Source organism: Sporosarcina sp. resist, from assembly GCF_014302295.1.
Classification (GTDB): Bacteria; Bacillota; Bacilli; order Bacillales_A; family Planococcaceae; genus Sporosarcina; species Sporosarcina psychrophila.
This window is the reverse complement of record NZ_CP060287.1, coordinates 4,771,512-4,792,591: the sequence shown is the minus strand read 5'-3', so window position 1 is coordinate 4,792,591 and position 21,080 is coordinate 4,771,512. Positions and strand designations below refer to the sequence as shown.

The following is a 21,080-nucleotide window of genomic DNA, read 5'->3' as shown; positions in this document are numbered from 1 at the left end:
TTTAGGCAGATACATACTATTTGAATGAAGAGGTGGTGGACGTTGAAGAGAGATGATAAGGCTGTCCGATACGATCCGTTTGAAATCGAACAGCGTGAATGGAAACAAAGACAAACGAAAGAACGGTTAAAACAGCTGTTGACGATTGCCTCGCCCCTATTCCTGCTCTTTATGTGGGAATTCTTGTCGAGAACGGGAATGATTGATATCCGCTTCTTTCCGCCTCCATCTGCAATTGTGGGGACATTTTTCGGAATGATTTCAAGTGGTGAAATGGCGGGTCATATCGGCGTTTCATTGTACAGGATTCTTGTCGGATTTTTGCTAGGCGTCATACCCGGAATCATCATCGGTTTGTTAATGGGGCTTTATACGCCAATTCGACATTTTGTTTCGCCAATTGTCATGGCGCTCATGCCGATTCCTACACTTGCTTTGCTTCCAATCATTATTATTATTTTTGGAATTGGTGATTTATCGAAAGTTGTAACAATTGCTGGGAGTGTTTTTTTTCCTGTTGTCATTAATACGGCAGCTGGAGTCATTAATATCGATTCAATCTATTTGGATGTGGCAAAAAATTATGGAGCTAGTAAACTAGACTTTTTTACGAAAATTGCTTTGCCCGGTGCGATGCCGGTTATGTTGGAAGGGATTCAGATGGGGCAGGCGATTGCGCTTCTGACAATTGTCGCTGCGGAAATGATGGGTGCTACATCAGGGATTGGCTATCTAATCTGGGTTTCGTACAAAGCGTTCTTACTGCAAGAAATGTACGTTGGGCTCATCCTCATTTCGTTTTTCGGTTATCTGTTCTCGCTATTGCTACGAGGAATTCAGAAAAAGATGTTACCGTGGAGGTGAGTAGATGAGTAGGAAAGCAAAAATCATCATTCGTAATTTAACAAAGGCATTTTATAAAAAACAAGGCAGTGTTACGGCGCTAGACGATATTAATGTAACAATCAATGATGGGGAATTCGTTTGTATTGTTGGACCGAGTGGTTGCGGTAAATCAACGTTACTTCGAATCTTGGCAGGGCTTGAAACCCCGAGTATTGGTGAGTTTACGATTGCAACCGCGACGGATGGAGAGGATCGACCATTGCAATCGATGGTGTTTCAGGAAAAGGGTATCATTCCATGGCTCACTGTCGAGAAAAATGTAGCGTTCGGACTCAAAATGCGTCATTTGCCGAAAAAACTTATAAAAGAGCGTACTACGTATTATTTGAAAAAGACCGGTCTAGAAAAATTTTCAACCCTTTATCCGAAAGAGCTATCAGGGGGCATGAAACAACGGGTGAGTATTGCGCGTGCATTTGCCAATGATCCGGAGATCCTGTTGATGGATGAACCGTTTGGTGCACTTGATGAGCAAAATAAATTCATCTTGCAGGAAGAGTTGCTGTCGATTTGGTCGGAAACGGGGAAGACGATTCTATTCATTACCCATAGTATTGATGAAGCGTTATTGCTAAGTGATCGTATTTTACTGATGAGTTCGCAGCCGGGTAAAATTATTCAAGAAATTATTGTCGATATGCCACGTCCGCGCAAAATTGAAGACATACGAGAAAACCCAGTTATGGCAGGGCAATTCGTGGAAATATGGAAGCACTTGCAGGAAGAAGTACAGCGTTCAAGACGAGAAGATGGATAGAAAGGGAGAGGTTCGATGGCAAAGTGGATGAAAAACGGATGGTTGTTGTCGTTATTCGCGATAGCGCTAATCGTTGGTGCCTGTTCTCCTAAAGAGACGGCGAAACCGGTAGTAGAAGATGAAAAACCTGAAGAAGTAGCTACAGTTAATCCTTCTGGTGATTTGGCACCGCTTGAAAAACGTGAAAAAGTTGTCATAGCGGAAGATGGGGCGGCCTCTGGTGCAGGTTTTTATATTGCAAAAGAGAGAGGATACTTTGAAGACTATAATATCGAAGTAGAATTTGCTCAGTTTGCAAACAGTGATGACATGCTTCCGGCATTAGCGGCTGGCGAGGTGGATATTGCGGGAGGCGTTTCGACTGCATCTTTCTTCAACGCGATTGCACAGGGAATTGACGTGAAAATTATTGCAGATAAAGGACATAACGTGCCAGGGAAGTCGTATTTTACTCTCGTCATAGGTAATCATATGGTTGACGTAATAAAAGACTATAAAGATTTAAAAGGCAAGAAAATTGCAGTGTCATCACTTAACTCAATTGATTGGTATATCTACGATGAAATGCTTAAATACGCTGGATTAACCGAAGATGACGTTGAATTTGTCCTTATGGGTGATTTTGGTAGTATGCTTGGCGCAATTAGCAGTGGAACAATCGATGCTGCCGTAAATATCGAACCGCTTATCACACAAGGTGTTGAAAAAGGGTTCCACGTCCGATTTGGGGATGCAACTGATTATGCGCCGGAATCTCAAATTGCATTGGTTCTTGGATCACCAGACTTCATGAATAAAGAACAAGATGTTTCGTTACGCTTCATGGCGGCTTATTTGAAAGGCGTCCGCGATTACAACGATGCGTTTATCAAAAATGAGGGAAAAGATGAAATTATCGACATCATGACGAAGCATACAGCATTAAAAGACCCGGCTCTTTGGGAGAAAGTGAACGTCACTGGCCTTGATCCTGATGGCAAGATGTTCATCGATGATATTAAAAAGCAATATGATGCGTACAAAGCAAATGGTGCTATCCGCGGTGATATTGATTTTGATAAAGCGATAGATACCTCGGTAACGGAAAAAGCGGTCGAGACGATTGGAGAATATGTACGGTAATTAGGTTTGCTGAATCGTTAGCAAATATGGAATAGCTCACAACTTCATTGGTTGCGGGCTATTTCTTTTTCACGAATGTAAGTCTTGAAACGATGTGGTTTTTATAGATGCTTGGGAGGGCGTAAACGCAACCTTAGTTTGTCAGTTAATTTAAAATGCGATATACTGGTTTTATGGAAAAAAATAATATAAAACAAATTATTCGACCGACATTAAAAGACCAAATATACGAGTCGCTCAAAAATGCAATTGTCAATTTAGAATTGCAACCAGGACAGCGATTGAATGACAATAAACTTGCGGAACAATTTGCAGTAAGTAGGACTCCGGTGAGAGAGGCATTGAAACGACTGGAAGATGAAGGACTCGTCGAAGCATTCCCGGGCTCTTCGACGCGTGTGACGGAATTGGTTGAAGAGGAAGCAAAACACGCATTTACCGTTGTAGCTGCGCTTCATGCTTTAGCTACAAAATTGGCAGTGCCGAAGATGACGGATATAGACTTTGCAAAGTTGGAGAAAATTAACCACTCATTAGCCGAAGCGCTTGACAGTAAAGATAGTAACCGAGCAATTAATGCTGATGAGCATTTCCACCAAGTTTTTCTTGCGGTTGCGGGCAATATTGAAATTGACAAAGCTCTTGAAAGAATTGTGCCGAAAATTCATCGGCTAACGTTAAAAAAGTTTGATTCGGTGGATAGTTGGACTTCAATCAATCAGCATGAAGAAATTATTACTGCTTGTAAAAAGGCCGACAAAGAAAAGGCCGCACATCTTGTTGAAGATAATTGGCTTACCCTTGGTCGACTACTTTCCGAAGTTGAAAGTTAATTATATAATATAAAAAAGGCGTTACAACAATTCAAGCATTGTTGTAACGCTTTTTTATATTGATTCATTCGAAGCAGTAATGAAGTTTTTTGAATGATTTACGCATTTCAAGTGCTTCTTTCTTGGCAACGTCCAAGTCTTTATTCGATATGAGAATATCGGCGATCAGATTTGCAATCGTCGCCATGTCCTTTTCTTTCATGCCTAATCGTGTCACTTCGATTGTTCCGATTCTGAGTCCGCTCGGCCGATCCCAATCTTCAGTACGATCACTTGGAATTAAGTTCTTATTCGTAATGATGTTTGCCTTCGCAAGTTCATGCCCAACATGAAGACCCCCACCAAATTCTTTCACATCCAGAATCACTTGATGCGTTTCAGTGAATCCTTTATGTGCACCAAGTACAGTGATTCCACGGTCGTGGAATGCTTGACCTAGCGCTTTTGCGTTTTTAACGATTTGTTCCATGTATGCTTCTCCAAACTCCAAGAACTCGGCTGCAGATGCAGCAAGAGCAGCTACACGATTCACTTGATGAGTCGCGGCAAGGGTAGGGAATATAGCATCTGTTAGTGGTTTTGTCAGTTCAGGATCATTCCAAACGATAATTCCACTTTGAGGTCCGCTGAATGTTTTTCCCGCTGACCCAGTCATCACGCTTGCTCCTTCTTTTAAAGGATCTTGGAATTGTCCTCCGCCGATTAATCCGAGTTGGTGGGCGCCGTCAAAGAATATCTTCCCACCCCACTCTTTCACGATTTCGGACATTTCTTTAATCGGAAATGGGAATAGTGTCATTGACGCTCCAAGTGTTACAAGCTTTGGTTTTAATTCCTTTGCAACTCGTTCGAATTCTATCAAATCAACGGTGAGTTCTTCTGTATTCATAGGAATATCAGCGATCTTCAATCCACGAATTCCGGCAGGTCCATCATGTCTGTTACTCGAATGTCCGCCTAATGGCTGTGCAATCGTCATGATTTGATCCCCAGGTTCGGTCAGAGCTGCATAAACGGCCATATTTCCTATCATACTTGCAACTAGACGATGATCCGCATAATTCGATTTGAATACTTTTTTCAATAACTCTACGCAAAGAGCTTCAATTTCGTCAATATGCTTCGTACCGGCAAACCATCTTTGTTCGGGTCCGATATGACCTTCTGCTGCACGGGTACCGACTTCAGACGCTAGTAAATCACGTACGGTTTGACTTGTAGGAGCTTCGGGGGCTAATAAATTCAAGCACTCCTCTCCCCGCCAAACAGCATTTCTTTCCACTGCGTCTATAACTTCTTGTTGTATTTGAGCGGAAGTATTATTTTCAATGATACTTTTTGCCTTATTCAATGCGGTGACGTCATGGACTTGGAAATCTTGTTTAATAGGTGTAGTTGTGTTCATACTCAAAATCCTCCCTTTTCATAGTAAAGTGAACTTGTAAACCAATATATCACTTTGGGAAACGAGAGTCAACTAGATATTAGAATAGTTTGATTATTTACGAAAGAAAAATGACCTCCAATCCAAATGGAGGTCATCTTAAATTATTATCAGTGTACTTTTAATTGTTTCTTTCTACCAAGTGCAGTTTGGAAACTATGTAATCCCATACCAACAATAATTACTGCGATCCCAAAGAGTGAAAGGGCACCAGGGAGTGCAATGCCGAGAATAAGCATTTCGCCCAGCATAACAAAAATAAGCTGTGTGGACTGTGTTGCTTCTACAGCGGCGAGTTTTCCCTGATCTCCCCGTACGCGGTCAGTGGCCATGAAAAACAAAGTTGTAGCAATGACGCCAGAACTGACACCAACGATGAAAGACTGGCCTAACTGGCTCATAGAAGGGGGACCGACCGTCCATAACGCATAGATGGAAAACCCAATCCAGACTGGAATTGTCATAAGCGTCATACCGAGCACACGTTGAAACGTATCAAGCCTGCCGCCAAGAAGCTCCATCATTTTGCGGTTACCAAGCGGGTAGGCAAATGCTGCTAAAACAACTGGAATGATACCGAGCAGCAACGTACGTGGTTCAACACTTTGTGCGTGCGGAATTTGGATAAGTACGACACCGGCAAAAATAATAAGTGTAATTCCAAGTGAGACAAGCGGGATCTTTTGTCGAATCTTTTTTTCGCCATCCGAGGTTTTCACAATCAACGTAAAGAAAGGGGCGAGCAGGACGCCCGCCACAATTGTCAATTGCCAAGTGCCGGCAAGAAGCCATCCCGGACTGTAAGCTGCCGCGTATGTAAGTGGTGCGTAGAATAAGACAAAGGCCGTTACGCTCCAAATGAAAAACGGGGCGGGTTTATGGACGAATTCCTTCTTCACGTCACCAAGTCCTTTGCGGTAAGCGACGATAGCGAATAAAAAAGGTACCATAAATAAATAGCGTAAGGAAGCACTCCATAGCCAACTTCCCCCCGACAGTTCCATAGATCTGTTCAAAATGAAGGTCACTGCGAAAAAAACGGAGGAAAGGACACCAATCCAAATTTCTTTCATAAGCTACCTCCCTCTTACTTATGCACGTTCTTCAAAAAGTTTCACTGCTTCGATGATGACTTTAGTCGCTTTTACCATGTTATCGACTGAAACATACTCGTATTTCCCGTGATAATTTTCTCCACCTGTGAAAATGTTAGGCGTTGGTAAGCCCATGTACGACAATTGGGACCCATCTGTACCGCCGCGTACAGGTACGATATTTGGTTCGATATTGAGATTTTTAAATGCATCGGACATGATCTCAACTATTTCCATGACGGGTTCAATTTTTTCACCCATATTGAAGTATTGGTCTTGGATTTCGAGTGTGACCGCATTTTCGCCATAGTCGTTTCTTAGATTGTCAGCTGTTTCAATCATTAGCTGTTTTCTTGCTTCGAATGTTTCACGGTCGAAATAACGGATAATATAGCCGAGAGTTGATTCTTCAATGGACCCGTTGGACTGCATGAGATGAACAAATCCCCCGTAACCATCCGTTTTCTCAGGTATCTCATCTACCGGCATTTTAGCCTGAAATTGGTTGGCTATTAAAATTGAGTTGACCATTTTACCTTTCGCGGTACCTGGGTGAACACTAGTCCCGTGGAATGTTACTTTTGCACTTGCGGCATTGAAGCTTTCATATTGTAGTTCCCCAAGAGGGCCACCGTCCATTGTATAGGCAAATTTTGCTCCGAATTTTTCGACATCAAACTTTTGTGGTCCACGCCCAATTTCTTCGTCAGGTGTGAAGGCAATTCGCAGTTTACCATGTTTTAAGTCTGGATTCGCAATCAAATACTCCATCGCTGTTACGATTTCAGCAATCCCCGCTTTATCGTCCGCTCCAAGAAGTGTTGTCCCGTCAGTCGTAATAAGGGTATGGCCGGCATAATTTTTCAGCTCGGGAAAAGCGTTCACTGTCATGACGATGCTGTCGTTCAGTTGTATGTCTTTGCCATCATAGTTGTCGATACGCTGTGGCTTAACGTTTTTTCCGGTAAAATCCGTGGTCGTGTCGACGTGTGCAAGAAAGCCGATGACTGGCACATCCCGGTCCGTATTGGCGGGAAGCGTTGCAAATAAATACCCGTTATCGTCGAGAGTAATGTCTTCTAGACCGATATTCGCTAGTTCTTTTTGTAATTCGTGCAGAAGGTCCCATTGGCCTGGTGTAGTCGGCGTAAAATTGCTTCCTGCATCTGATTGTGTATCGATTTTTGCATAACGTACAAGACGTTCGATTAATTTTTCTTTCATTTTTAAAAATTCCTCCTAATAATGAAGTACTGATTCATCTATCTTATCAGATTGTTCCGGTTTACGGAATACTTTACAACCCGACTTCCAATGCTAGCTGCTATGAAAACTTGCGCCGCATAATATGTCACCATAACGAATGCATCCCGGTATGGGATTTCCAGAACGAATCGATCGATTGCAAGAACTGAATCAGAGAAAATGAACAGCAGTGCGCCGATAATTGCGAGCGTCATTCGTGTGCGAATAGCCATCCAGCCCATCGTTAAAATAACGCCGATGTAGGCGATGATGGCGATACCAAGCACGGTTTGGCCAGCAGAAAATTGTGAACCGGCAACCCAAATAGCCATACCTGCACCGTAAAGGAGGAGAGGGGCGGCAACCCAGATTGGCATGGGTTTCTTCGCGCCATGACGAAAAGCAAAAATATAAAAAATATGACCAATGAAGAAGGTGATAAGTCCGGGTAAGAACCAATAGATGACGCCATCCGCAATCATGCAAACGAACAGTCCACCGATTATAATCCGTTTGTATGTACGGGAAAATAGAGGTCTTGTCATTAATGCAAATAGGATAATAAGTGCCATCGGAATCAGTTTCATTAAAATTTTGAAGCCGACCGGATCCGCTGGGATAAAGAAAATATAAACGATACCCATTACAATAATTGCAGTGAGCACTAGATTTCGAACCACAAGGAAAACCCCCTTTTCTACTACTTTTCTAGGAATGACAGGATAAACCCTTTTTCGGTCATGCAGTTTTTGGGTTAGGTCGAGCGTCTTTACCCTTTTTTACTTGGACCGAAGCTCTTCTAAAAAAACGGTGACATGCTTTTTGGCAGCCATCAGGGGGGAGTACAAGGTTGAGAAAATACGCTTTTGTAAAGGGACATCGACCTTCAATTGTACAAGCTTTCCACTATCAAGTTCAGCTTTCACTGTATGAATGGAAACGGCCGCGATACCGAGCCCACATAGAATCGCTTTTTTCACACCTTCATTCGAACCGATAACTGTTTTCGAGGGCTTGACATTACCGATTGACTGAAGTAAATAATCTGTATACTCCCGTGTACCAGAACCAACTTCTCGCATGACCCAGTGAGAAGTTTGGAGGTCAGCTCCTTTAGGGTGGCGAATATTTGTCAAAGGATGTCCGCTTGCTGCGACAAGGATGAGTTCGTCTTCCATGAATGGCTGGATGATAAGCCCTTTTGTTTGCACACTACCTTCGATACAACCGATATCCGACCGGAATTCGCGGACCGCAATTTCGACGTCCTCGGTATTTGCAATTGCAACTTCTACATGCAAATCAGGATATTTATAATGTAGCCTCGTTAGTATCTCCGGCAATACGGACTCCCCAATTGTGTAACTTGCAGCGATGCGAAGAATTCCGCTAACCTCATTATGTTGCCATAAAATTTCTTCTTTTGTTTGCTCTGCGAGATGAAGTAATTGTATCGCACGTTCATACAAAACCACTCCGGCGGGTGTAATGTGAAATGTTTTATTTGCACGTACGAGCAATGAGGCTTTTAGTTCGTCTTCCAAATGTTTGATATGGAGACTGACAGTTGGTTGAGATATGTTTAGTGATTCACCGGCCCTGGTGAAATTCTTTTTTTCAATTACCGCAACAAACGTTTTCAATTCTTCAAGTAGCATGATGATAAGCTCCCTTCTATTAGTAATCTTAATCGATTTTATCATATATCCTCATTTTACTGATCGATAAGATGAGATTATACTTAAAGAAATGGAAGAAGGTATGGCTATGAAAAAAGGATTCTGGCTTGGAATTGGACTGACGTTTTTCATCGCAGTCATCGCAAAATTGGCAACACTACTCCCTTATATTTCGTTAATTGGTCCACTTGTTTTTGCAATACTAATCGGAATGTTATGGAATACGTTTTTTCCTGTTCGCGCAGAGTGGGAAGGTGGTATTGAGTTCGCGTCAAAAAAATTATTGCGTGCTGGTATTATCCTTCTCGGCATGCGATTGAATCTGGGCGATATTGCATCTGCAGGATGGCCAGCATTTTTATGGGCAGTGGGCAGTGTTCTAATCGGTATTGGAGCTGTATACGGTATAGCTCGTGCAATTGGGGCTGATAAAACAATCAGTTTTCTAACTGCTTGCGGAACGGGGATCTGCGGTGCAGCTGCCATTGTTGCAGTGGCTTCACAAGTAAAGGCAAAACCCGAGCAGACCGCAATTAGTGTTGCCATCATCGCTATTCTTGGAACGTTATTCACATTTGTCTATACTTTAGTATATCCAGTGTTAGAACTTTCAAGTGAGGCATTTGGCATGTTTGCAGGTGGGACACTTCATGAGATTGCACATGTTGTTGCAGCAGGGGATGTTGGGGGGACTGAAGCACTTGATTTTGCGCTTGTCGTGAAATTGACTCGTGTCATGTTACTCGTCTTTGTTGCAGGAGGAGTAGGAATCTGGATGTCACGGAAGAATAAACAGTCGGCAGAAAAATTCAAATTGAAGACACTTCCAATTCCATGGTTCATTTTCGGTTTCCTTGCAGTGAGTGCGCTGTATACCACGGGGATTGTACCGGAAGCGGTCGCATCAGTATTTGTCACACTCGCTTATCTATTAATGGCGATGTCAATGGCTGGGTTAGGTCTGAATGTGAAGTTCGAGGCATTCCGTAGTGCGGGGATGAAGCCATTTGTTGCAGGACTAGGAGGAACGGTTATTCTTGTACTTGTCGGTTATATGTATGCACGTTTTGTATTTTAAACAATATAGAGGCATAGAAAAAAGGCATCGCTATTGAAGCAGATGCCTTTTTCTTATATTTATTAAACAATTGAGTAATTCTTATGTGAAACAACAGTCAGATTTGACGCGGCGCCAATAAGTTCGGCGTCCTTCGATGAGATTTCAACGATGACGGAATTCTCAAGTATTTTAAAAATAGTACCATTTACTTCATGTTCATTACGGACAAATGAAATTTCTTCATCGATTTTGCGCGCTGCGACAAAATCCGACACTTCTTTTTCCCTACGTGGAAAAGCCATTCGAATTCCCCCTATTATCCATTCTCATCTTGCCATCTAATTAAAGAGTGCTTCGGGGAAACCCGCAGCAACAAGTAGATGAAGATGGAAAACAACTAATCGTAAACGATAACACACATGCTGTCTACTATTAGTATACCATATTTCAACGAAATTTGCAGGAATGCAGACTTTAATAGCTATGCTTAAGTTCAGAAACTTTTATCTTAATAAAAGCAAAGGGGTTGACATTATACCTGTAGGGGTATAGTGTGTGGGTATAGCTTAAATAAAAGGAAGTGATAGGTATGGAATACGATGACAAAGTAAAAAACAGGTTAAAACGAATTGAGGGTCAAATCAAAGGGATTTTAAAAATGATGGATGACAATAAAGACTGTAAAGAAGTAATTACACAATTGTCAGCCTCACGTTCAGCTATAGATAGAACGATTGGCGTTATTGTCAGCTCCAATCTAATTGAATGTATACAACAAATGGATGACAGCGATCCAAGAACACAAGAGGATATTGTAAAAGAAGCAGTAGAACTACTAGTAAAGAGTCGATGAAACAGTGGACTCTTTTCTTTTTAACGCATATCATACCCTGCGGGGTACCACTAGAAAGGAAGATTTGATTGTCTGAGACGAAAAGAACTACCATTGTATTATTCAGTGGAGATTATGATAAAGCAATGGCGGCATACATCATTGCAAATGGTGCTGCAGCTTATGATCACCAAGTAACGATTTTCCATACATTTTGGGGATTGAATGCACTACGAAAAGAAGAACTAGTCCCAGTAAAAAAAGGCTTGCTAGAAAAAGTATTTGGTAAAATGATGCCGCGCGGTGCAGATAAGATGGGTATTTCCAAAATGAACTTTGCTGGAATGGGTCCTAAAATGATTAAACATGTTATTAAAAAGCACAATGCAATGACACTTCCGCAACTGATTGAACTAGCTGAAGAACAAGATATAAAGCTTGTTGCTTGTACGATGACGATGGATCTTCTTGGTTTGCAGCAGAAAGAATTGATGGATGGTATTCAGTACGGTGGAGTTGCTGCTTATCTCGGAGATGCTCAGGAAGGCAATGTAAACTTGTTTATTTAAATTTAATTCAATACAAAAAGCGGGAGGGTTTTAGATGATTGAAATTACACCATTAGAGATTCAAGAAAAGTTAAAAATGAACAAAACGATTCACCTAATTGACGTGCGTGAAGTAGATGAAGTGAAAGAAAGGAAAATAGCACAAGCAATTCATATTCCGCTCGGATTATTGGAATTCCGTATGCATGAATTGGATAAAGATATTGAGTACACAATGGTATGCCGCTCAGGTGGACGTAGTGGAAGAGCGGTGCAATTGCTTGAGGCGCACGGTTTTAAAGTGGTAAACATGGTTGGCGGTATGAATGACTGGGAAGGTCCAGTGGAATAACATTATTTTTTTACATTTAAAGATACCCATACGGGCATTGGTAGAAGGAGAAGATGACATGATAGAAACGGATTTCGTACTCGATGCAAAGGGGCTGGCTTGTCCAATGCCAATCGTCAAAACGAGAAAGATCATGAAAGAAATGGAACCAGGAAATGTGTTGGAAGTACAGGCAACTGATAAAGGATCTACGGCGGATTTAAAAGCATGGGCTGAGGGTTCCGGGCATGACTACTTAGGCACGACTGAAGATGCAGGAATTCTGACGCATTATGTACGTAAGTCGAGTGGAGAAGAACAAGTTGAGAAAAAACATCCGCATATTGTGTTGAATGAACAACTACAAGCTGTTTTAGAGGAGAACCGTGAAGTACTTGTGCTCGATGTTCGTGAATCGGCAGAATATGCATTCAATCATATTCCAGGGGCTAAGTCTTTGCCGCTTGGGGACCTTGAAAGTGAACTCGGGAATCTTGATAAAGAAGCGGAAATTTACGTCGTATGCCGTACAGGTAGCCGTAGTGATGTAGCTTCTCAGAAACTTGCTGAAGCCGGATTTTTAAAAGTGAAAAACGTTGTGCCTGGCATGAGTGAATGGAATGGACCAACAGAAAAGATTGTGTAATTAATAAATGAAATTACTAGGGGGGGTATACAAATGACAGTTCAACTAATGACTGCAAGTACAATAGCGAAAAAAGTAGTGAATCAAGAACCCTTTTTCATTCTAGACGTTCGTAATGAAGATGCATTTGTGGATTGGAAAATTGAAGGAGAGAACATTCAGTATCTTAATATCCCTTATTTCGATTTACTCGATGGGGTTGAAGAAATCCTGCATCAGCTTCCTGCGGGTCAAGATATCGTCGTTGTCTGCGCGAAAGAAGGATCTTCCATTATGATTGCGGAAATGATTGCGGAAGAAGGGCGTGCAGTTCATTACTTACAAGGTGGCATGAAGGCCTGGAGTGAACATTTGGAGCCAGTGAAAATTGGTGACTTGAAAGACGGCGGAGAGCTGTATCAGTTCGTACGAATTGGCAAAGGTTGTTTGTCATACATGATCGTTTCAAATGGAGAAGCGGCAATTGTCGATGCGACACGAATGACTGATGTATTTCTTGATTTCGCGAAAACGTTGGATGTTAAAATTACGCATATTTTAGATACACATCTCCATGCAGATCATATTTCCGGGGGACGCAAAATTGCAGAAGCCGTCAATGGAACGTACTGGTTGCCTCCAAAAGACGCTAGTGAAGTAACGTTTGCCTATGAGTCATTAGAAGAGGGGCGAACGATTATAATCGGTGATACGACGATTGCCATTCAACCTCTTTATACACCTGGACATACAATTGGATCTACATCATTCATAGTGGACGATACGTATTTACTTTCTGGAGATATCCTATTCATCGATTCAATCGGACGACCTGACCTTGCTGGTTTAGCTGAAGATTGGGTTGGCGATTTACGAGAGTCATTGTACAAACGTTATAAAGAATTGCCAGAGGAACTGATTGTACTCCCAGCGCACTTCATGATCATAGAAGAATTGAATAGGGACGGTAGTGTATCTGAGAAACTTGGTACATTGTTTGCTGAAAATCACGGTTTGAATATTCAAGACGAAGCGGAATTCAGGGACATGGTGACTGGGAATTTACCTCCACAACCGAATGCCTACCAGCAAATACGTGAAACAAATATGGGGAAAATATCACCTGATGAAGAAACCCAGCGTGAAATGGAAATCGGACCAAATCGTTGTGCGGTTAGATAATTTATTGAAAACTAAGGAGAGATTAGTGATGGAATCAAACAAAGTATTAGACGCTAAAGGGTTGGCTTGTCCAATGCCGGTTGTACGTGCAAGGAAAGTCATGAAGGAAATGGAAACGGGTGAAGTGTTGGAGATTCTTGCGACAGATAAGGGTTCCGTCGCTGATTTAGCTGCATGGTCGAAATCCGGTGGGCATGACTTAGTGAAGCATACAGAAGAGGCTGGCGTATTTACGTTTTGGATCCGAAAAGGTTAATTTGAAACGGAAGGGTGTCTGCATAGTAGATGCCCTTTCTCCTTTTGAAAGGAGGAAAAAGTGGTGGATTTCGCGTTTATTGTGACAATATTTTTAATTGGATTTGTTGGTTCCTTTATTTCAGGAATGGTTGGTATAGGCGGATCAATTATAAAATATCCGATGTTGTTGTATATCCCGCCCCTACTTGGTGTTGCAGTCTTCACCGCTCACGAAGTATCCGGAATAAGTGCAATTCAGGTCTTTTTCGCAACAATTTCAGGTGTATGGGCGTACCGTAAAAGCGGTTATATTAATAAAACGTTGGTTCTTTACATGGGCTCGAGTATTTTAGTAGGTAGTTTTATTGGAGGATACGGCTCGAATTTGTTATCTGAAGGTGCTATCAACCTGGTCTACGGTATATTGGCAACAATCGCTGCGATTATGATGTTCATTCCGAAAAAAGGACTGGATGACATTCCTGTTGATAAAGTTACATTCAATAAGTGGCTAGCAACGTTGTTAGCGTTCATTGTTGGTATTGCGGCAGGAATTGTAGGGGCTGCAGGAGCCTTTATTCTTGTACCAATCATGTTAGTTGTTTTGAAGATACCTACGCGAATGACGATTGCAACTTCTCTTGCGATTACATTTATATCCTCAATCGGCTCGACAATAGGTAAGATCACAACGGATCAAGTGCTGTACGGTCCTGCGATGGTTATGATTGTTGCAAGTATTATAGCGGCACCCATTGGGGCGAAAATTGGTCAAAAAATGAACACGAAAGTACTTCAATGGTTATTGGCACTTCTTATTTTAGGAACTGCTATTAAAATATGGTTGGACTTTTAGCAAGCAATAAAATCCGTTATCACTCATTACGTAGGCGATAACGGATTTTATTTGTAATTGGATACAAGGTGGACAATATGTAAGGGATTCAAGTCTTTACATGCACCATTTGTTTAATGAGTATTGAAAAAAATGAAGTATAGTGAATGTGATAGCGATATTTTTTAAAAAGGGCTTAAATAATATAATTTAAGGGGTGACTTAGATGCGAGCACGAGATTTAGGGTTGAAATTTGAAGGAGAAACGGGATTACATAACGCAATTACTGACGTTCCAGGGGTTACCGTTGGGTATTCAACAATCATTGAAGGGGAAGGTCCATTAGAGGTGGGAAAGGGTCCAATTCGCACCGGAGTAACTGCCATATTGCCACGTGGTAAACAAAATGAAATGAAGCCGATCTGGGCTGGAACATTTTCGTTTAATGGCAATGGTGAAATGACAGGTACACATTGGATAAACGACGGCGGATACTTTTTAAGCCCGATATGTATTACAAATACGCATTCAGTTGGTACTGTCCACCAGGCGGTAGTCAAATGGATGATAGATAATTATCAAGATCAATTCTTAAATGAACATTTATGGGCTATGCCTGTCGTTGCTGAAACATATGACGGTGTTTTAAATGATATTAATGGGCTTCATGTTAAAGAAGAGCATGTTTTGGCTGCAATACAATCTGCCCAATCAGGCGAATTGAAGGAGGGCAATGTTGGCGGAGGAACTGGGATGATTTGTTACGGGTTTAAAGGGGGAACTGGTACTTCTTCTCGTAAACTAGATATCGATGGAGAGGAATACCACATCGGAGTACTTGTGCAAGCAAACTACGGTAAAAGGGAATGGCTAAAAGTTTCAGGTGTCCCAGTTGGAGAACACTTGACTGAGAATATAGTACACACAAAGGAAATGGGCTCAATCATTGTAATTATCGGGACTGATATTCCAATGTTACCTCATCAACTAAAAAGACTTGCGAAACGTGCATCCATTGGGATTGGACGGAGTGGTAGTCCGGGGGGAAATGATTCCGGTGATATATTTCTTGCATTTTCAACCGCAAATGAAATGTCTATTCATCAAAAGGAAGACCCAATCCTAACTATGAAAGTCACAAATGATCAACAGTTTGACCCGATTTATGAGCAAGCTTGTCATGCGATTGATGAGGCGATTATTAACGCTATGATTGCAGCGGAAAGTATGTCCGCTCTTAAACCAAGCGGGAAAGTAGTTGAAGCTATTGATCATGAACGACTGATGGAAGTGATGAAGAAATATAATCGTTAATAAATAATAAATGAAGATGAATGCGTTGGCTTAGCAATTAAGAAATGGATAGGTATGTAGCGGAATAAAAACATCCGGTATCGCTCATGGAATGGGCGATACCGGGCTTTTAGATTTATTAGCGAAGCGTTCTTGAAGAAGCTTGTATAATTCCCTTCTTCAATTCCTTGATACCTTCTTTCTTTCGAACAAAGATGAAATAACAAGCGATGGTTAACCCAGCAATGAGCAAGGTAAGTACTGCCTGCACACGTAACGATTCAATGACGAGCATTGCGATAAAGATTCCTGTAATAACGAAAATAGTCGCATACGTTAGATAAGGGAACAACCACATTCTAATTTGAAGTGCTTCAGGGTTTTCACGTTCTAATCTTCTGCGCATTCTTAGATGTGTGAAGGCGATGACAAGATACACTAAAAGTGCGACAGCCCCTGATGAATTGATGAGAAATAAAAATAGTTTATCGGGTGATACGTAACTGAATATGACCGCTATATAGGAAAAAACCGTGCTGAATAAGATTGCTCGAACAGGAACGCCCTTCTTACTCAATTTTAAAAAGGCTTTTGGCGCTTCGCCTTTCTGTGCCATTCCAAATAACATGCGTGAGTTGGCATATAATGCTGAATTTAAACAAGAGAGAACCGCCGTTAATACAACAAAGTTCATGATCTGGGCTGCGGCAGGTATTCCGATATAATCGAGAACGGCAACAAATGGACTGACCAGCAGATTTGCAGAGTTCCATGGCAACAAAGTGACCACGATCGCAATAGAACCGATATAGAAGATAAGAATCCGCCAAATGACACTGTTTGTCGCAATTCGGACCGCTTTCGCCGGATGATCTGATTCGCCAGCAGCAATCGTAACAATCTCGGTACCCATGAATGAGAAAATGACTACTGTAATTCCTAACAAGACGGAACCGAATCCTGTTGGCATGAATCCACCTGTCCCTAAGAGGTTTACTGTTCCAGGTGCAACAACACCTGGATACCATCCGAAAATCACGCAAAGACCGAGGACAAGGAAAAAACCAATACTTACAACTTTTATGAGTGAAAACCAATATTCAAATTCCCCGAAAGATTTTACTGAAAAAAGATTTGTCAGTGTTAACAAAATGGTTAAGATTAATGCCATTAACCAAAGTGGGAATTCTGGAATCCAGTATTGCATAATAGCAGCACCGGCAATTGCTTCAATTGCTATAACGACAACCCAGAAGAACCAATATAACCATCCGATTGTAAAACCTGCCCATGGTCCAATCGACTCGGTTGCATATGTAGAGAAGGATCCGCTTGTCGGATGGGCGGCCGCCATTTCACCAAGCATGCGCATAACCAAGACGACAATTGTTCCTGCAAAAGCGTAGGATAGAATCGCACCTGGTCCAGACGCATTAATAACTGCTCCACTTCCGATAAACAAACCTGCTCCGATAACACCTGCAATTGAAATCATACTAATGTGTCGGATCTTTAAATCTGGATTTAACTGTCCCTGTTGATTAGACATATACATTCCCCCTTGTGTAAATAGTGAATTTTTTAAGATGTAAGCGTTTCCAATCATTTGTTATAATATTCTTTTAAGTTGTTAAGTCAATCATACAGAAATAAATCTGAAAATTTGTAGACAAGTTGTAAGATGAAATGAATTTAAATTTTACGGAGTGTAAAATAAGGACTTGCTACACTATTTTGGTCCGGTCATTGAACATGAAAACCGGTTTGCGTTTAGTAGCGCAACCGGTTTAACTTACTAATTACCTAACAATCGAGAGGTCATGATAGCACCCTCAAGCGCTAGACGCTTAGATGGCTCCATAAAGTCTTCGCCTAGAAGTAATTCCAACTTTTCAAGACGGTGGTACAGTGTTTGTCTAACTATGAAAAGACGGTCTGCAGTCTCTTTTTTCGATCCACCGCATTCGAGATAAACACAAAGTGTTTCAAAGAGGTTGCTTTCCATCTTCAGATCGTAGTCGAAAACTGTTGATAAGTAATCTTGGACATATGTTTCAAGGTAACCGTTGTTCTCCACTAATAGAAGAAGCCTATAAATGCCTAAGTCTTCATAGAAATATGATTTTGTAATGCCAGACTCGCGCATTTTTAAAACATCTTCAGCTTCTTTGTATCCTTTTTTTGCATCCGTAATTTCTTTGTAGACTGTACTTACTCCAAATGTACATCTGGTTCCGTCAATGAAAGTGTTGTCTTTTATGTTAACAATATGTTCAATAATTTGAGAAAAACGATTAGTCTCATCTATCAAGTGATCTGCAGCGATGAAGGATGCAATGATGACAATCTCACTTTTGCTGGATGCAACTGCGGGGAAGAACCCATTACGTTTAAAGAGTGACCGTATCATCATCGAGCGTTGCAGTTTAATCTCTTCCCATTCTTCTTCACCAAGATTCGTTTCGAATGTCTTCATTTGTATGATGAACACTCTGAAGTATGTATTTCGGCTTTTGGAGGGCAAATAGGCATGAAGGTCTTCCTGTTCAAAGGATCTGCCGCTCAATAAATTCCGAACGAATTCATCTTCGTTATTCTGTTTGCGCTCTTCTATTGTTCGGTTACGTAACAAAATTTGAGCGATTGCAAGTGCAGCGCGGTCTAATATGAGAAATGGAAATTCATCCGACAGTTGTTCTGTCACCTCGAGGAATAGATACCCCCAAATTTGTCCTAGCCCACTAACAGGCATTTGTGCAAATTTCTGATCCTTCAGCATGAGGAATTTCTGTCCTGTATTGATCGATGGGGATCTTTCAAGATGGACTCGGATGGTTATTTCCAACTCTTTGATCTCAGACGGATAGTAATAAGGCTTCGTATCATCACTAATGAACAGGATATTATGTCGGAAAAATTGATTTAGTTCTTGTAGGATTTTTAAAATACCGTTGGGTGCAAGAGAAAGTGTAATGAATTTCCTTGATAAGATATCGAGTTGTGAAAGCATCTGATGATGTTGATTAATGATAAAAGTATGAAGGTCTTGAGTTATATCGACAAATTTCACAGTTTTTTCGAAGACGATGAATGGAAATGCGTGTTTGTCTGCGAGTTCAATAATTTCAGGTGGAATTAGCTTAAAGTAAGGTCCTACTTCTATACATATACATGCCACATCTTTTTCTATCAGCCTCGATACATACATTAGCTGGCTTGGAAGATCGAGTTGTAAGCCAACGCCTGTCGTAAGAATCATCTCTCCTCCATTTATTAAGGCATCGAATTCTTTTACCTCTAATACATGAGACCATTTTACTTGACGGTCCAATCCTTCTTTTCCTGCAACGACTTTGGCGTGTTTGAATGAGCTTCGTGAAAGAACATCGCGGACAGTAAGTTTTAAGGTATTCATTATAGGTGTAGACCTCCATAACGTTAAAATAATCGCCTAATGATTAGACAAAGTGTAAATTGAAAGTAATCTAAATTATTTGTAAAGTATAATATGAAGTCTAGCGAAGATAGCGTAAAGTAGCAAGAACAATAGAACGGGGGAATGAAAATGATTTTAACGCAGGTAGAAAAGAAGACGCTTACAAACTTCATCAATGGACAATGGGTAAAATCAACGACAGATAAATATGAAGAGGTACCAAATCCAGCGACAGGAGAAATATTGGCCGAAGTTCCTATCTCCACACTTGAAGATTTGAATAAAGCGGTAGAGGCGGCGAAAACAGCATTTGCGAAGTGGAAGAAGGTTGCTGTTCCTCAACGGTCAAGGATCTTATTTAAATACCAGCAATTGTTAATAGAGAACTGGGAAGCACTAGCGAAAATCATTACGATTGAAAACGGTAAAAACTATGCTGAAGCGTATGGCGAAGTACAGCGCGGGATTGAGTGTGTTGAATTTGCTGCAGGAGCCCCGACGTTAATGATGGGGTATCAGCTTCCTGATATCGCAACGAACATTGAATCGGGTATGTATCGTTATCCAATAGGCGTAATTGGTGGAATTACACCGTTCAACTTTCCGATGATGGTCCCTTGCTGGATGTTCCCACTTGCAATCGCTAGTGGAAATACATTCATCCTAAAACCATCAGAGCGTACGCCACTTTTGGCGAACCGTCTTGCAGAATTATTGCATGAAGCGGGTCTGCCTGACGGTGTTTTCAATATCGTCCATGGTGCGCATGAAGTCGTAAATGGCATTCTCAATCATCCAGATATTCCGGCCGTGTCGTTCGTAGGTTCACAGCCGGTTGCTGAGTATGTGTATAAAACAGGAACTTCAAATGGTAAGCGTGTCCAAGCATTAGCGGGCGCGAAAAACCATACAATCGTTATGCCGGACGCGGATATGGATTTGACGATCACAAATATTATTAACGCAGCTTTCGGATCCGCTGGAGAAAGATGTATGGCTTGTGCGGTTGTCGTTGCAGTTGGTGATATTGCAGATGAACTTGTCGAGAGATTAGTAGACGAGTCGAATAAACTGACGATTGGTAATGGACTAGAAGAAGGGATTTTCCTTGGACCTGTTATTAGGAATTCACATAAAGACAAGACACTGGGTTACATCGAATCAGGTATTGAGGAAGGCGCCAAACTATTACGGGATGGCCGTGAAGACAAGTCTACTTCCGAAGGCGGTTATTTCGTCGGTCCGACAATTTTTGATAATGTCACTCAGGAAATGAAAATTTGGAAAGAAGAGATTTTTGCTCCTGTGCTATCTATTGTAAGAGTGGATACATTGGATGAAGCAATCGAACTTGCGAATAAATCAGAGTTTGCAAACGGGGCTTGTTTATTTACAGATAGTGCAAGTGCAATCCGGAAGTTTAGAGAAGAAATTGATGCGGGGATGCTTGGTGTGAATCTTGGTGTTCCAGCTCCGATGGCGTTCTTCCCGTTTTCTGGTTATAAAAAATCATTCTATGGTGACTTGCATGCGAATGGTCGCGACGGAATTGAGTTTTACACACGGAAGAAAATGTTGACTGCGCGTCACTAATACCAGAAATTAATCGTGAAATTAGGA

The 21,080-nt window shown here is 41.4% G+C and carries 22 protein-coding genes; 14 read left to right on the top strand and 8 right to left on the bottom strand.

The genetic code is table 11. From position 1 onward, the window contains the following. Nucleotides 1-42 precede the first annotated feature (42 nt). The 4 genes from H7992_RS23015 to H7992_RS23000 all read left to right on the top strand — a co-directional run bounded on the left by H7992_RS23015 (nucleotide 43) and on the right by H7992_RS23000 (nucleotide 3,618). Nucleotides 43-864 carry an ABC transporter permease gene (locus tag H7992_RS23015; RefSeq protein ID WP_231885740.1) on the top strand — a complete coding sequence of 274 codons (822 nt, stop codon included), beginning with the start codon at nucleotides 43-45 and terminating at the stop codon, nucleotides 862-864. Nucleotides 865-868: 4 nt separating this feature from the next. Continuing rightward, nucleotides 869-1,663 carry an ABC transporter ATP-binding protein gene (locus H7992_RS23010; protein ID WP_187046149.1) on the top strand — a complete coding sequence of 265 codons (795 nt, stop codon included), beginning with the start codon at nucleotides 869-871 and terminating at the stop codon, nucleotides 1,661-1,663. A 15-nt stretch (nucleotides 1,664-1,678) separates the two neighbouring features. Beyond that, complete coding sequence (locus tag H7992_RS23005; protein WP_231885739.1) at nucleotides 1,679-2,785, top strand: ABC transporter substrate-binding protein; 1,107 nt, start codon at nucleotides 1,679-1,681, stop codon at nucleotides 2,783-2,785. Between the two features lie 173 nt (nucleotides 2,786-2,958). After that, nucleotides 2,959-3,618 (top strand): GntR family transcriptional regulator, encoded by a 660-nt coding sequence (locus H7992_RS23000; protein ID WP_067214098.1) that lies wholly within the window; start codon nucleotides 2,959-2,961, stop codon nucleotides 3,616-3,618. A 64-nt stretch (nucleotides 3,619-3,682) separates the two neighbouring features. On the opposite strand, the gene glyA is transcribed toward H7992_RS23000, so the two are convergent. The 5 genes from glyA to H7992_RS22975 all read right to left on the bottom strand — a co-directional run bounded on the left by glyA (nucleotide 3,683) and on the right by H7992_RS22975 (nucleotide 9,059). Continuing rightward, the gene (glyA, locus tag H7992_RS22995; RefSeq protein ID WP_067213595.1) at nucleotides 3,683-5,023 is read right to left on the bottom strand and encodes a serine hydroxymethyltransferase; all 1,341 of its coding nucleotides are present in this window, start codon (nucleotides 5,021-5,023) and stop codon (nucleotides 3,683-3,685) included. 149 nt (nucleotides 5,024-5,172) lie between these two features. Next, a complete protein-coding gene (locus tag H7992_RS22990) occupies nucleotides 5,173-6,135 on the bottom strand; it encodes a DMT family transporter (RefSeq protein WP_067213594.1) in 963 nt (320 codons plus the stop codon). 18 nt (nucleotides 6,136-6,153) lie between these two features. Then, nucleotides 6,154-7,380 carry a peptidase T gene (gene pepT / locus H7992_RS22985; RefSeq protein ID WP_067213593.1) on the bottom strand — a complete coding sequence of 409 codons (1,227 nt, stop codon included), beginning with the start codon at nucleotides 7,378-7,380 and terminating at the stop codon, nucleotides 6,154-6,156. A gap of 38 nt (nucleotides 7,381-7,418) precedes the next feature. Beyond that, on the bottom strand, nucleotides 7,419-8,081 hold the full coding sequence (locus tag H7992_RS22980) for a lysoplasmalogenase (protein ID WP_067213592.1): 663 nt from the start codon (nucleotides 8,079-8,081) through the stop codon (nucleotides 7,419-7,421). Between the two features lie 99 nt (nucleotides 8,082-8,180). Next, nucleotides 8,181-9,059, bottom strand: a complete 879-nt coding sequence (locus H7992_RS22975; protein ID WP_067213591.1) for a LysR family transcriptional regulator — start codon at nucleotides 9,057-9,059, stop codon at nucleotides 8,181-8,183. A gap of 91 nt (nucleotides 9,060-9,150) precedes the next feature. Between H7992_RS22975 and H7992_RS22970 the strand changes: the two genes are divergently transcribed. Continuing rightward, the gene (locus tag H7992_RS22970; RefSeq protein WP_067213590.1) at nucleotides 9,151-10,158 is read left to right on the top strand and encodes a YeiH family protein; all 1,008 of its coding nucleotides are present in this window, start codon (nucleotides 9,151-9,153) and stop codon (nucleotides 10,156-10,158) included. Nucleotides 10,159-10,220: 62 nt separating this feature from the next. Here H7992_RS22970 and H7992_RS22965 read toward each other — a convergent pair whose 3' ends face one another. Next, a complete protein-coding gene (locus H7992_RS22965; RefSeq protein ID WP_067213589.1) occupies nucleotides 10,221-10,442 on the bottom strand; it encodes a DUF2187 family protein in 222 nt (73 codons plus the stop codon). A 287-nt stretch (nucleotides 10,443-10,729) separates the two neighbouring features. On the opposite strand from H7992_RS22965, the gene H7992_RS22960 reads away from it, so the two are divergent. The 8 genes from H7992_RS22960 (at nucleotide 10,730) to H7992_RS22925 (ending at nucleotide 16,045) form a co-directional block, all read left to right on the top strand. Next, nucleotides 10,730-10,993 (top strand): metal-sensitive transcriptional regulator, encoded by a 264-nt coding sequence (locus tag H7992_RS22960; RefSeq protein ID WP_067213588.1) that lies wholly within the window; start codon nucleotides 10,730-10,732, stop codon nucleotides 10,991-10,993. A gap of 125 nt (nucleotides 10,994-11,118) precedes the next feature. Then, entirely contained in the window at nucleotides 11,119-11,541 is a 423-nt protein-coding gene (locus H7992_RS22955; RefSeq protein ID WP_255428723.1) for a DsrE/DsrF/DrsH-like family protein, read from the top strand. Nucleotides 11,542-11,575: 34 nt separating this feature from the next. Next, the gene (locus H7992_RS22950) at nucleotides 11,576-11,872 is read left to right on the top strand and encodes a rhodanese-like domain-containing protein (protein ID WP_187046147.1); all 297 of its coding nucleotides are present in this window, start codon (nucleotides 11,576-11,578) and stop codon (nucleotides 11,870-11,872) included. A gap of 58 nt (nucleotides 11,873-11,930) precedes the next feature. Further along, the gene (locus H7992_RS22945; RefSeq protein WP_067213585.1) at nucleotides 11,931-12,497 is read left to right on the top strand and encodes a sulfurtransferase TusA family protein; all 567 of its coding nucleotides are present in this window, start codon (nucleotides 11,931-11,933) and stop codon (nucleotides 12,495-12,497) included. Nucleotides 12,498-12,530: 33 nt separating this feature from the next. Then, nucleotides 12,531-13,658: an MBL fold metallo-hydrolase gene (locus tag H7992_RS22940; RefSeq protein ID WP_187046146.1), complete on the top strand. Its 1,128-nt coding sequence runs from the start codon at nucleotides 12,531-12,533 to the stop codon at nucleotides 13,656-13,658. 28 nt (nucleotides 13,659-13,686) lie between these two features. Next, nucleotides 13,687-13,914, top strand: a complete 228-nt coding sequence (locus tag H7992_RS22935; protein WP_067213583.1) for a sulfurtransferase TusA family protein — start codon at nucleotides 13,687-13,689, stop codon at nucleotides 13,912-13,914. A 63-nt stretch (nucleotides 13,915-13,977) separates the two neighbouring features. Further along, entirely contained in the window at nucleotides 13,978-14,751 is a 774-nt protein-coding gene (locus H7992_RS22930) for a sulfite exporter TauE/SafE family protein (RefSeq protein ID WP_067213582.1), read from the top strand. A gap of 205 nt (nucleotides 14,752-14,956) precedes the next feature. Further along, nucleotides 14,957-16,045, top strand: coding sequence for a DmpA family aminopeptidase (locus tag H7992_RS22925; RefSeq protein ID WP_187046145.1), 1,089 nt, complete (start codon nucleotides 14,957-14,959; stop codon nucleotides 16,043-16,045). Nucleotides 16,046-16,163: 118 nt separating this feature from the next. On the opposite strand, the gene H7992_RS22920 is transcribed toward H7992_RS22925, so the two are convergent. Together H7992_RS22920 and H7992_RS22915 are read right to left on the bottom strand one after the other, a co-directional pair. Further along, entirely contained in the window at nucleotides 16,164-17,573 is a 1,410-nt protein-coding gene (locus H7992_RS22920; protein ID WP_187046144.1) for an amino acid permease, read from the bottom strand. 246 nt (nucleotides 17,574-17,819) lie between these two features. After that, nucleotides 17,820-19,439 carry a PucR family transcriptional regulator gene (locus tag H7992_RS22915; protein ID WP_187046143.1) on the bottom strand — a complete coding sequence of 540 codons (1,620 nt, stop codon included), beginning with the start codon at nucleotides 19,437-19,439 and terminating at the stop codon, nucleotides 17,820-17,822. 150 nt (nucleotides 19,440-19,589) lie between these two features. Here H7992_RS22915 and H7992_RS22910 point away from each other — a divergent pair, with 150 nt between their 5' ends. Then, a complete protein-coding gene (locus tag H7992_RS22910; RefSeq protein WP_187046142.1) occupies nucleotides 19,590-21,053 on the top strand; it encodes a CoA-acylating methylmalonate-semialdehyde dehydrogenase in 1,464 nt (487 codons plus the stop codon). Nucleotides 21,054-21,080: the final 27 nt, after the last annotated feature.